At 67.0% G+C, this 13,476-nt stretch carries 4 protein-coding genes; all 4 read left to right on the top strand.

The window, feature by feature from the left end; translation table 11 throughout:
- The first annotated feature begins 20 nt into the window (after window positions 1-20).
- Complete coding sequence (locus ACPQ6D_RS13045) at window positions 21-491, top strand: DinB family protein (RefSeq protein ID WP_423224765.1); 471 nt, start codon at window positions 21-23, stop codon at window positions 489-491.
- Complete coding sequence (locus ACPQ6D_RS13040; protein ID WP_423224764.1) at window positions 488-1,438, top strand: queuosine 5'-phosphate N-glycosylase/hydrolase; 951 nt, start codon at window positions 488-490, stop codon at window positions 1,436-1,438. Before ACPQ6D_RS13045 ends, ACPQ6D_RS13040 begins: the two co-directional genes overlap by 4 nt.
- Before the next feature lie 50 nt (window positions 1,439-1,488).
- Window positions 1,489-1,986, top strand: coding sequence for an ASCH domain-containing protein (locus ACPQ6D_RS13035; protein WP_423224763.1), 498 nt, complete (start codon window positions 1,489-1,491; stop codon window positions 1,984-1,986).
- A gap of 180 nt (window positions 1,987-2,166) precedes the next feature.
- Entirely contained in the window at window positions 2,167-13,470 is an 11,304-nt protein-coding gene (locus ACPQ6D_RS13030) for a lamin tail domain-containing protein (protein ID WP_423224762.1), read from the top strand.
- The last annotated feature ends 6 nt before the right edge of the window (window positions 13,471-13,476 follow it).

Genomic DNA, 13,476 nt, shown 5'->3' with positions numbered 1-13,476 from the left:
GGAGTGCAGGAAAAACCACGATGCAGATCGCCGACATTCTTGAGAAGACGGAGGCCAGCCGTGAGCAGCTGGACTTGGCGCTGGAAGGATTGACCCCGGAGCAGATGGGAATGCCAGGCGTCATGGGCGCCTGGTCCGTCAAGGACATCCTGGCCCATATCGCGGTCTGGCAGTCGCGCCTGGTGCGTTTGCTCTTCCAACTGGCGCGCCAGCAGAAGCCTCAGTGGGACATGCGCGATGTGGACGGCATCAACGCGCAGATCTACGCGCAACAGAAGGATCGGCCGCTGGACCTGGTGCTGGAAGATATGGAAGGCGTCTTCGAGCAGGTCTGCCTGCGCCTGGAAACGCTGCGCGAGGCGGACCTGGCGCGCCGCGTGGGCAATGTCACCCTGGCCGAGATTATCGCCGCCAACACATACGAGCATGATGACGAACACACGGCGCAGATCGTGGCCTGGCGCAGCCAACTGCCGCCCGCCGCCGCATGATTCTCGCCGCGCTGCCGCCCATCATTTCCGCCAGCCGCTTCGTGTCAATGGACCCGGAGCGGCTGGCGGAGATCAGCCTCACCCTCACGCGTGACGCCCTGCGCCTGCCGACCTGGGACGAGCCTTTTTTCAACCGCAGACGGGCCGCGGGCGACCTGGTCGAATTCATTCTGTTGTTCAACGCCATCAATTTCTGCTACTGGGGCGACCCAAAGTGGGTGTGGGTCGGGAACGGCGAGGGCGGTTCGTTTGGCGTCCTGGCCGCGCTTAGCCAGGCCCTGGATGACGGCCTCCCCCTGCTCGACGCGGCCTACCTGGCGCAGATCACCGCGGCGCAGCTTGGCGTGATCTTAGCCGGCAGGCCTGGCGCGCCCCTGCCGCTGCTGGACGAGCGAGCCGCCATCCTGGCCGCGGTCGGCGTCACCTTGCTGCGCGAGTTTGGTGGTCGTTTTGCGCATGTCCTGGCCGCGGCCGGCGGCGATGCGCTGGGCCTGGTGGAGCTGCTCACCACCCGCTTTCCTTCTTTCGACGACCACGCCTGGCGCAACGGCCAGCGGGTGGTGTTTCACAAACGGGCGCAGCTGGCCGCGGCCATGATCTACGCCGCACACCGCGGGCAGGGACTGGGCGACCTGCGGCGCATTGATCAACTGACGGTCTTTGCCGACTACAAGCTGCCGCAGACGCTGCGCGCCTTGGGTATCCTGCGCTACGCGCCGGCCCTGGCCGCCGTCGTGGACAGCCAGCGCCTCATTCCGGCCAACAGCCAGGAAGAGATCGAGATTCGCGCCCACACGATCTGGGCCGCTGAGCTGCTGCGCCAGGCCCTGCAGCCGCGCTTCCCCGACATCAACGCGCTGCACCTGGACTACTGGTTGTGGACCGCCAGCAAACAACTGCCGCCTACGGCGCCGCCCCATCACCGCACCCTCTCCGTCTTCTACTGAGCCGGCGTCGTTTTGTTCTCACACAGGGACTGAGCAGGAGCACCGAGGACATGAACCAACAGGCGATTGATGACTTCTGGCGAGCGTACCAGGCCACCCTGCCGGCCGACGCGCCCGCCCGCAACGCAACCTATGCCGCCGAGTCGTTCGGCGATAACCCTGGTCTGGCCGATGAGCTGGCCGCGCTGACGCTGGCCGGCGCGAAGACGGCCACTTGTTCGGCGCTGTGGGAGTGGGAGGCCGCCAACGATCCCCTGCCGCACGTCGGGCTGCACACCATCGTGCTCGACGCACAGGGCGCGCCGCGGTGTATCATCGAAACCACCGAGGTCTTCATCCGCGCATACGATCAGGTAGACGCGCAGTTTGCCTGGGAAGAGGGCGAGGGCGACCGTTCCCTGGCCTATTGGCGTGACGCGCATCGGCGCTTCTTTACGCGCACGCTGCCGCGCGTCGGCCGCACCTTCGCACCCGACATGCCGTTGGTGTGTGAACGGTTTCGGTTGGTCTACCGATCTTTGACCCCAGATTCGCCCGCGCCCGCATAACGTTCGTTGCTGCGCGAAAATCGCCGCGGCATCATCGTTAGTGGCATCAAGCCAGCTCCCCCGGCCTTCATTGTTTTCCAAAGCGTCTCATCGCCAAGGTCAAGACTCACGCTGCTCAGCCAGCAGAAGGGATTCCATATGTTGCGCGCGCCCCGGTTATCCCTGCTCATGGTTCTTGTTATGATCGCCACGCACAGCCTGCCCGTGGCATCGCGCCAGATCGCACCCGCGCCCCAGTTACAAACGGTGGTTATCAACGAGGTGGCCTGGGGAGGCACGGCGGCCTCCGCCGCGGACGAGTGGATGGAGATTTTCAACCCCGGTGATGTGGCGCAGAGTCTCGATGGCTGGACGCTGACGTCAGGCGATGGCCGCATCGCCGTCACCCTGGGAGGCGTCCTGGCCAGCGGCAGTTATTACCTCCTCGAACGCACCGACGACAGCACGGTCAGCGATATCCCGGCCGACCGCATCTATACCGGTGATCTGCTCAACAGCGGCGCCGCGCTCTTTTTGCGCGACCCAGACGGCAACTTGATTGATTCTGCGAACGGCAATGGCGGCGCCTGGCCGGCCGGCTCTGGTTCTCCTGGCTATTTCTCGATGGAGCGCGTGGATCCGACAGCCCCTGACAGCGATGGCAATTGGGCCGCCAACAACGGTGTCATCCGCAACGGCCATGACGCCAACGGCAACCCGTTGAATGGTACGCCCCGTCAACCTAACTCGGCCTATCAGCCGGCGCCTACAGCGACGCCAACCCCCAGCGCCACGACCGCGCCATCGCCCACGCCCACGCAGACCAATACCGCAACGCCAACGGCGGTAGCCACGCCAACCAACACGCCAACGCCCGCGCCCAGCACCGATACGCCAACGCCAACGCCAACGGCGACGGCAACGGCCGAGGCAACGGCGACGGCCACGATCACCGCCGCGCCGACGCCGACGGCGACGCCGACCGACACGAGCACGCCGCCGTCAAGCAACAGCGTTGTGATCAACGAAGTGGAGTACGACACGGTGCAGGCAGGGAGCGACACCGATTACGAGTGGTTCGAGTTGTACAACACGAGCGATGCGGCGTTGGCGCTCAGCGGGTGGCGCATCGGAGACAACAGCAGCCAGGATGTGATTCCGGATTTGACGATTGCGGCGCATGGTTTTGTCATCGTGGCGGCGAGCACGCTGTTCTACGTGAACTATCCGACCGTGCCGGCGCCGGTGATCATTCTCAACAGTGCGATTGGCAATGGGTTGGGCAACAGCGGCGACCGGCTGCTGCTGTCGAACGCCGGCGGGCTGACCGTAGATGGTCTCTCCTGGGGAACTGACGTCACGGTGCTCAACCCGTCGGTGCCGGTGGTGCCTGCGGGGCATTCGAGCGAGCGCATCAGCGCGGGCTACGACACCGACACGGCGGCCGACTGGGTCAACCGCTTCCCGCCTGCGCCCGGCTGGGACGGCGGCGCCGTCACGCCAACGCCAACGCTAACGCCCACCGAAGCCATCACGCCGACGCCAACGGCGACAAGCCTGCTGACCCCGACGCCAACGAATACGCCTGGCGCGACTAGCACTCCAACGCCTACCGCTGCGCCGACGACGACGGCCACGCCGACCGACACGAGCACGCCGCCGTCAGCTAACGCCATCGTCATCAACGAGGTGGAGTACGACACGGTGCAGGCGGGGAGCGACACCGACTACGAGTGGTTCGAGTTGTACAACACGAGCGATGCGGCGTTGGCGCTCAGCGGGTGGCGCATCGGAGACAACAGCAGCCAGGATGTGATTCCGGATTTGACGATTGCGGGGCACGGGTTTGTGATCGTAGCGGCGAGTGCGCTGTTCTACGTGAACTATCCGACCGTGCCGGCGCCGGTGATCATTCTCAACAGTGCGATTGGCAATGGGCTGGGCAACAGCGGCGACCGGCTGCTGCTGTCGAACGCCGGCGGGCTGACCGTGGATGGTCTCTCCTGGGGAACTGACGCCACGGTGCTCAACCCTTCGGTGCCGGTGGTGCCGGCGGGGCATTCCAGCGAGCGGATCAGCGCCGGGTACGACACCGACACGGCCGCCGACTGGGTCAACCGCTTTCCGCCTGCGCCGGGATGGGACGGCGGCGCAGTGACGCCAACGCCAACGGCGACAAGCCTGCTGACCCCGACGCCAACGAGTACGCCTGGCGTGACCAGCACCCCAACTATCACCGCGGCGCCGACGGCGACGCCGACCGACACGAGCACGCCGCCGTCAAGCAACAGCGTTGTGATCAACGAAGTGGAGTACGACACGGTGCAGGCGGGGAGCGACACCGACTACGAGTGGTTCGAGTTGTACAACACGAGCGATGCGGCGTTGACGCTCAGCGGGTGGCGCATTGGAGACAACAGCAGCCAGGATGTGATTCCGGATTTGACGATTGCGGCGCACGGTTTTGTCATCGTGGCGGCGAGTGCGCTGTTCTACGTGAACTATCCGACCGTGCCGGCGCCGGTGGTCATTCTCAACAGTGCGATTGGCAATGGGCTGGGCAACAGCGGCGACCGGCTGCTGCTGTCGAACCCCGGCGGGCTGACCGTAGATGGTCTCTCCTGGGGAACTGACGCCACGGTGCTCAACCCGTCCGTACCGGTTGTGCCTGCGGGACATTCTAGCGAGCGGATCAGCGCCGGGTACGACACCGACACGGCCGCCGACTGGGTCAACCGCTTCCCACCGGCGCCCGGCTGGGACGGCGGCGCAGTCACCCCAACGCAAACCCCAACCGAAGCCATCACGCCAACGCCAACGGCGACAAGCCTGCTGACCCCGACGCCAACGAGTACGCCTGGCGTGACCAGCACTCCAACGCCTACCGCGTCGCCGACGGCGACGGCCACGCCGACCGACACGAGCACGCCGCCGTCAGCCAACGCCATCGTCATCAACGAAGTGGAGTACGACACGGTGCAGGCGGGGAGCGACACCGACTACGAGTGGTTCGAGTTGTACAACACGAGCGATACGGCGTTGGCGCTCAGCGGGTGGCGCATCGGAGACAACAGCAGCCAGGATGTGATTCCGGATTTGACGATTGCGGCGCACGGTTTTGTCATCGTGGCGGCGAGCGCGCTGTTCTACGTGAACTATCCGACCGTGCCTGCGCCGGTGATCATTCTCAACAGCCCGATTGGCAATGGGCTGGGCAACAGCGGCGACCGCCTGCTGCTGTCGAACGCCGGCGGGCTGATGGTGGATGGTCTTTCCTGGGGAACTGACGTCACGGTGCTCAACCCGTCCGTACCGGTTGTGCCTGCGGGGCATTCGAGCGAACGGATCAGCGCCGGGTACGACACCGACACGGCGGCCGACTGGGTCAACCGCTTCCCGCCTGCGCCCGGCTGGGACGGCGGCGCCGTCACCCCAACGCAAACGCCAACGGCCACGCCGACGCCCGCGCCCGGCACCGATACGCCAACGCCAACCGCGACGGCAACGGCGACAGCGCTTCCGCCCATTTCACTCAATGAGGTGCTCCCCGCGCCGTTTGCCATTGACTGGAACGGAGATGGTGTGCCTGATCAGAACGACGAGTGGATCGAACTGTACAATGCTGGCGAGTCTCCGGTCAATCTAGAAGGCTGGCAGTTGGACGACCTGGCGACTGGCGGCACGTTGCCCTATACCATCCCAGCCGGACGTGTCCTAGCGCCTCACGGATTCGCCTTGTTTTTCCGCAGCGAAACTGGCGTCGCCCTCAACAACACGGGCAACGAGCAGGTGCGCCTGCTGGCGCCGGGCGGCATCCAGGTTGAAGACTTCTGGTTTGCGAATCCCGATGTAGACTGGTCGTACAGCAAAGTCGTGGATGGCGGCTCGGTGTGGACTGACACTTATCCGCCCTCGCCAGGCGCGTCGAATCAGGCCGCGACGCCCACCCCGATGCCGACGCCGACGCTGACGCCAACCAGCGGCCCAACGCCGACTGCGACGGCGACGCCGGCGCCGATTGCGCCGCGTGCGGTGGTGATCAACGAAGTGGCTTGGGGCGGCACGGCGGCCAGCAGCAGCGACGAGTGGCTGGAATTGTTCAATCCGGGCAGCGCGGCCATCAGCCTGGAGGGCTGGCGGCTCAGCGACGGCGGCGATATCACCATTCTCCTCAACGGCGTGCTGGCGCCGGGCGCGTATTTCCTGCTTGAACGGGGCGACGACCAGACGGTCAGCGACATCCCGGCCGATCTGATCTACAGCGGCGCTCTGAACAACAGCGGGGAGAGCCTCACGCTCTTCGGCCCCAACAGCGAAATCGTGGACACGGCCAATGTCAACGGCGGCGGATGGGCGGCAGGCAGCGGCGCGCCGAATTACGACAGCATGGAGCGTGTGGGCGCCGCGCTGCCTGACGACGACGCCAATTGGGCCAGCAACAACCGCGTCATCCGCAACGGGCTTGACGCCAACGGCAATCCGCTGAACGGCACGCCCCGCCAGCTCAACGCCGCCAGCCAATCAACCCCGACGCCGACGCCGACGTTGACGCCAACCAGCGGCCCAACGCCGACTGCGACGGCGACGCCGGCGCCGATTGCGCCGCGTGCGGTGGTGATCAACGAAGTGGCTTGGGGCGGCACGGCGGCCAGCAGCAGCGACGAGTGGCTGGAATTGTTCAATCCGGGCAGCGCGGCCATCAGCCTGGAGGGCTGGCGGCTCAGCGACGGCGGCGATATCACCATTCTCCTCAACGGCGTGCTGGCGCCGGGCGCGTATTTCCTGCTTGAACGGGGCGACGACCAGACGGTCAGCGACATCCCGGCCGATCTGATCTACAGCGGCGCTCTGAACAACAGCGGGGAGAGCCTCACGCTCTTCGGCCCCAACAGCGAAATCGTGGACACGGCCAATGTCAACGGCGGCGGATGGGCGGCAGGCAGCGGCGCGCCGAATTACGACAGCATGGAGCGTGTGGGCGCCGCGCTGCCTGACGACGACGCCAATTGGGCCAGCAACAACCGCGTGATCCGCAACGGGCTTGACGCCAACGGCAATCCGCTGAACGGCACGCCCCGCCAACTCAACGCCGCCAGCCAACCAATCCCGACGCCCACCACCGGCCCCACGCCCACACCGAATCCGTTATGGCAGTATGTGCGCTTGAACGAGTTTCTTGCCGCGCCGGAGGATGTGGACTGGAATGGCGACGGTGAATTGAATGAAGACGACGAGTATGTTGAGCTGTTCAATACAGGCGCAACGGCCGTTGACTTGGGCGGTTGGCGCTTCGACGACGTCGCCAACGGAGGCTCTTCGCCCTTCACGTTTGCACCTGGCACATTACTGCCCGCAAGCGGCTTCCGCGTCTTTTTCCGCAGTGAGACCGGCGTCGCGCTCAACAACAGCGGCGGCGACGATGTGCGCTTGCTTGCCCCGGACGGACAGATGGTGCAGTCCATCCATTATGCGACAGCGAGCAACGATCAGGCCTGGAGCGCGCTGCCCGATGGCAGCGACACCTGGCTCAACTCAGTGCCTCCGTCGCCTGGAGCCAGCAACCAGCCGAACCTCGGCCCGGTCATCGTCACGGGCGCGGTTTACCGCGGCCAGCTCGGCGACCTTACGCAGCCGTTGGGCGGCGTCACCGTGCAGCTCTGGGCCGGCGCGCATGCCAACGCCTGGGATCGGTGGCTGCTCAACGGCCTGACGCGGCCGGATGGCAGCTTCCGCCTGGAATTCCCGCAAGCCCTGCTCGGTTTTCCGTATTATCATGTGGTTGAAATTGACCCGACCGGCCTGGTCTCTGTCGCCGCGATCGCCGGCGCTGGCGGCGCGGTCGTTGATCCAAACTGGATCGCCATTGGCCCCACGTACGGCGGAGAGTTCAGCGGGTTCACCTTCTGGGATGATGAACCGCTGGCGACGCCCACTGCCTTGCCTCCTGCGGCCGTGCTCATCACCGAAGTGGAGTACGACAGCATCGAATCAGGCAGCGACAGCGCCTGGGAGTGGTTGGAACTGCGCAATAACAGCGACTCTCTCTTACGTTTGAGCGGCTGGTCGTTGCGGGATAACCTGGGCGCCGATCTGCTGCCTACCCTCGTGTTCACCCCGGGCGCCTACCTGATTTTGGCCGCTGACCCAGCTCATTTTCTGACCCACTACCCGACCGTCACCGCGCCCGTCATCGGTATCCCAGATGGGCAGATTGGCAACGGCCTGGGCAACACCGGCGATCTCCTGCGCCTGAGCGATAGTACAGGCCGTGTGGTGGATGCCCTTTCCTGGGGCGACAACCGTAGCGTCTTCGATCCGCCCGCGCCTGATGTGGCGCCTGGGCACAGCCTGGCCCGCCGTGACCCCACCACCGACACTGACACGGCTGCTGATTGGTTCGATGAAACCGCGCCGTCGCCGGGCCGCGACCCGGGGCCTGAAAACGCAACCCCCACACCCACGCCGACGGCGACGCCCAATCCGGCCTGGGCGGCGGTGCGCGTAAACGAGTTCCTGCCTGCGCCGGAAAGTGTGGACTGGAACGGGGACGGCGCGCTGAACGAAGACGACGAGTACATCGAGCTGTTCAACACAGGCGCGACGGCGGTTGACCTGGGCGGTTTCAAGCTGGACGACCTGGCGAACGGCGGCTCGGCGCCCTTCACCATACCAGCCGGCGCGCAGCTGCCTGCGGCCGGCTTCCTGGTCTTCTTCCGCAGCCAGACTGGGGTTGCGCTCAACAACAGCGGCGGCGACGATGTGCGCCTGCTGGCGCCCGACGGGCAAACCCTGCAGGCTGTGCATTACGCCAGCGCGCACGATGACCGGGCGTGGAGCGCCCTGCCCGACGGCAGCGATGCCTGGAGCGAAGAGGCGGCGCCGTCACCGGGGCGCAGCAACTGCGCCGAGCCTGGCTGCCAGACCCCCACACCCACGCCGACGGCGACGCCCGATCCGGCCTGGGCGGCGGTGCGCGTGAACGAGTTCCTGCCCGCGCCGCAGAGCGTGGACTGGAACGGGGACGGCGCGCTGAACGAAGATGACGAGTATATCGAGCTGTTCAACACGGGCGCGACGGCGGTTGACCTGGGCGGTTTCAAGCTGGACGACCTGGCGAACGGCGGCTCCGCGCCCTACACCCTTCCCGCGGGAACGCAGCTCGCCGCGCACGGCTTCCTGGTTTTCTTCCGCAGCCAGACTGGAGTGGCGCTCAACAACAGCGGCGGCGACGATGTGCGCCTGCTGGCGCCGGACGGGCAAACCCTGCAGGCTGTGCATTACGCCAGCAGCCACGATGACCGGGCGTGGAGCGCCCTGCCCGACGGCAGCGACGCCTGGAGCGAAGAGGCGGCGCCGTCGCCGGGGCGCAGCAACTGCGCCGCGCCTGGCTGCCAGACCCCCACACCCACGCCGACGGCGACGCCCGATCCGGCCTGGGCGGCGGTGCGCGTAAACGAGTTCCTGCCCGCGCCGCAGGAGGTGGACTGGAATGGCGACGGCGCGCTCAACGAAGACGACGAGTATGTCGAGCTGTTCAACACAGGCGCGACGGCGGTTGACCTGGGCGGTTTCAAGCTGGACGACCTGGCGAACGGCGGCTCAGCGCCCTACACCCTTCCCGCGGGAACGCAGCTCGCCGCGCACGGCTTCCTGGTTTTCTTCCGCAGCCAGACTGGAGTGGCACTCAACAACAGCGGCGGCGACGATGTGCGCGTGCTGGCGCCGGACGGGCAAACGCTGCAGGCGGTGCATTACGCCAGCAGCCACGATGACCGGGCGTGGAGCGCCCTGCCCGACGGCAGCGACGCCTGGAGCGAAGAGGCGGCGCCGTCGCCGGGGCGCAGCAACTGCGCCGCGCCTGGCTGCCAGACCCCCACACCCACGCCGACGGCGACGCCCGATCCGGCCTGGGCGGCGGTGCGCGTAAACGAGTTCCTGCCCGCGCCGCAGGAGGTGGACTGGAATGGCGACGGCGCGCTCAACGAAGACGACGAGTATGTCGAGCTGTTCAACACAGGCGCGACGGCGGTTGACCTGGGCGGTTTCAAGCTGGACGACCTGGCGAACGGCGGCTCAGCGCCCTACACCCTTCCCGCGGGAACGCAGCTCGCCGCGCACGGCTTCCTGGTTTTCTTCCGCAGCCAGACTGGAGTGGCACTCAACAACAGCGGCGGCGACGATGTGCGCGTGCTGGCGCCGGACGGGCAAACGCTGCAGGCGGTGCATTACGCCAGCAGCCACGATGACCGGGCGTGGAGCGCCCTGCCCGACGGCAGCGACGCCTGGAGCGAAGAGGCGGCGCCGTCGCCGGGGCGCAGCAACTGCGCCGCGCCTGGCTGCCAGACCCCCACACCCACGCCGACGGCGACGCCCGATCCGGCCTGGGCGGCGGTGCGCGTAAACGAGTTCCTGCCTGCGCCGGAAAGCGTGGACTGGAATGGCGACGGCGCGCTGAACGAAGACGACGAGTACATCGAGCTGTTCAACACAGGCGCGACGGCGGTTGACCTGGGCGGTTTCAAGCTGGACGACGCCGCGAACGGCGGCTCAGCGCCCTTCACCATACCAGCCGGCGCCCTGCTGCCCGCGCACGGCTTCCTGGTTTTCTTCCGCAGCCAGACTGGGGTGGCGCTCAACAACAGCGGCGGCGACGATGTGCGCCTGCTGGCGCCGGACGGGCAAACGCTGCAGGCGGTGCATTACGCCAGCAGCCACGATGACCGGGCGTGGAGCGCCCTGCCCGACGGCAGCGATGCCTGGAGCGATGGCGTGCCACCCACCCCGGGGCGCAGCAACTGCCCGGATGCCGCCTGCATTCCGCCGACGCCCACGGCCACGCGCACGGCCACGCCCACGCGCACGCCAACCATGACCGCCACGCCCACGCCCCAGGGAACGCCGGGTCTCCTGCGTTTGGGTGAAGTGCTGTACGACGGCACGACCGCAGGCACAGAAGGCGATGAGTTTGTCGAACTATTCAACGCCGACCAAGGACCGCTCGACCTCGGTTTCTACCGCGTGGGAGACGAAGAGACGGCCGGAGGCAGTGAAAGTATGTACCGCCTGCCTGCCGGGATTCTGCTGGCGCCTGGTCAAAGCATCGTCATTGCCAAGAACGCCGCTGCCTATCGCGCCCGCTTCGCTGTCTGGCCTGATTTTGAGCTGCGCGTCACCGGCGCTGATTACCCTGACAGCCCCGAGACGCCCAACCTCGCGCGTGACACCCGTTGGGGGCATGGTACGTGGACGCTCGCCAACAGCGGCGATGAAGTGCTGCTGCTCGGGCCGGATGATCGCGTGCTCGATGCCGTCGCCTTTGGCAACGGCGACGCCGCGGGCTTGGGGCTGACTGGTCATGCCGTGGCGCACCAACCCTACTCCTTGCAGCGCGTCGGCGGCGCGGACACGGATGATTTGGACGCCGATCTGCGGGTCGCGCTGCCCAGTCCCGGCTGGGTGGAGCCGTGGCCCACGCCTGGCGCTGCCGCCACGCCCTGGGCTTTACCCGGCGGCTGGCAAGGCCTTTGGGGCGGACTGCTCGCCCAGTCTGGCTACGGCGACGGCGAAGGCAGCCCGGCATACGTGCTGGCTCGCGGACAGGCGGCGGGGCTGCATTTTCTGGCGCTCAACGACCCGCTGCAGAATCTCACCGCTGCGCGCTGGCAGCAGACTCGCGCCGCCGCCAACAGTGTGCAAGGCCTGCTGCCCCTTGTCGGCCTGGCTGCCGCCGATCTGGACCTGACCGGCATCCAGGAACTGCCAGGCGCCGGCGATTTGTGGTCATGGGCGGCCGGCCACCCAGGCGCCCTGGTCAGCGCGCCTGCGGTCGGATGGGAAGGGCGCAGCGGCCTGGCGACAGACCTGGTGTCGCTGCTTGAAACGGCGCCTGATCACACGGGGGATGCGCAGGCCATCAGCCTGCCTTTTGCGCAGGCATGGACGAATGGCCGGCGCACCGGCCTGGCACCGATGACTTGGGCGCCCGACGCGGATTGGCGCATCGGCGTGCTGGCGCCTGAACTGAGCGCAGCCCAGGTGTTGGACGCGCTGCGCAGCGGTCGCACCTGGCTTACCACCGATCCCACGCTGGGCTTGGCGCTGCAAGCCGGCAGCCAATGGTCGGGCGGCTTGCTCTCCAGCCAGGCGCCGGTTAGCCTGATCGTGCACTACGCGGACGCCGAAACAGCCACCCTGGAAGTGCTCAATGGCGGGCAGATCATCACGCAAACGGTCGTGGGCGGGCCAGCCGCCTGGGCGCTGACGCTCAGCGTCGCGCCTGGCAGCGCGCTGTGGGCGCGGGCCATTCAGCCCGATGGCGATGTGGCGGCTGCCAGCCCGTTGTTTGTCGAAGGACCGCTGCCTGCCGTTGGCCTGCGCCTGAACGAACTGATGGTGGCCCCGCGCTCCGATTGGAACCATGACGGGCAAAGCAACACCGACGACGAATGGATCGAAGTCGTCAACATCGGCGCCCGCCCGGTCAACCTGCTCGGCTGGCGCTTGACCGATAGTGCGCCCACGGCTGCTCAGGCGAGCACCTGGCGCAAACGCACCAGCGAATGGCTGGCGCCTGGACAATACACCCTCTTCTTCCGCAGCGAAACGCACATCAGCCTGAATGACACGGGCGATTGGATTCGCCTGCTCGATCCACAGGGCCATGCCGTAGACGAGTTTCACTACGCCCACAGCCCTGGCCCCGATCGCACCTGGGCGCGCACCTTGAACGGTGCCGGCGCGTGGGTCAACGACATGGCCGTCACGATCGGCCTGCCGAACTTGCCGGGATCTGCCACGCCCACGCCTACCCCTCGCTCAACCCGGCGGCCGCCCACCCCGACGCCGACGCCGATCCAACTGCTGGAAGACATCGGCGCCGCGCGCACCTTACCGCTGAACAGCCGCGTCGTCATCAGCGGGCAGGTCACGGCGCCGTTGGGCAGCCCAGACAAAGACGGCTTCTATGTCCAGGCCGGCCGGCACGGCATCCGCGTCGAAATCAGCGGTCACGCGGCCTATCCCTCTCTGGCCCTGGGCGACCATGTGCAAGTCAGCGGCCGCCTGGGCACGGAGCGTGGGGAACTCAAGCTGCGGCTGACCAACCCAGCCGACCTGGTGCGCCTGAGCGCGGGCGCGCCCCTGGCCGCCGTGCCATTGCGCACCGGCGCGCTGGGCGAAGCCTGGGAAGGCACGCTGGTGCGCATCAGTGGGCAAGTGGTGCGGCTGAGCAGCGGCGCGATGTGGCTAGACGATGGCAGCGGCGCGGTGCGCGTCTTTGTCCCCTCCACCGCGCCCTTCAAGCGACCGGCTGCCCGCCGCGGGCAGCGCTGGACCGTCACCGGCGTCGTCAGCCAGTACGGCAGCAAAGCGCCCTTCACCGATGGCTATCGCCTGCTGCCGCGCACGGCCCGCGATCTACAGCAAGTCGTCGAACGCAAAGCGACCGCAGTGACCGCTACCGTGGTCGCGCGAGGCTTGCGCGTCTTCGTGCGCGAGATAGAGTGATAGAGG

The sequence above is a fragment of the Candidatus Amarolinea aalborgensis genome, from assembly GCF_900491745.1.
GTDB lineage: Bacteria > Chloroflexota > Anaerolineae > SSC4 > Amarolineaceae > Amarolinea > Amarolinea aalborgensis.
The sequence above is the reverse complement of the archived record's forward strand: the minus strand, read 5'-3'. Positions and strand labels throughout refer to the sequence as shown.

Bases quoted from the DNA above. Each gene is read 5' to 3' on its own strand.
- ACPQ6D_RS13045 (WP_423224765.1), top strand. From the start codon at position 21: ATGCAGATCGCCGACATTCTTGAGAAGACGGAGGCCAGCCGTGAGCAG.
- ACPQ6D_RS13040 (WP_423224764.1), top strand. From the start codon at position 488: ATGATTCTCGCCGCGCTGCCGCCCATCATTTCCGCCAGCCGCTTCGTG.
- ACPQ6D_RS13035 (WP_423224763.1), top strand. From the start codon at position 1,489: ATGAACCAACAGGCGATTGATGACTTCTGGCGAGCGTACCAGGCCACC.
- ACPQ6D_RS13030 (WP_423224762.1), top strand. From the start codon at position 2,167: ATGATCGCCACGCACAGCCTGCCCGTGGCATCGCGCCAGATCGCACCC.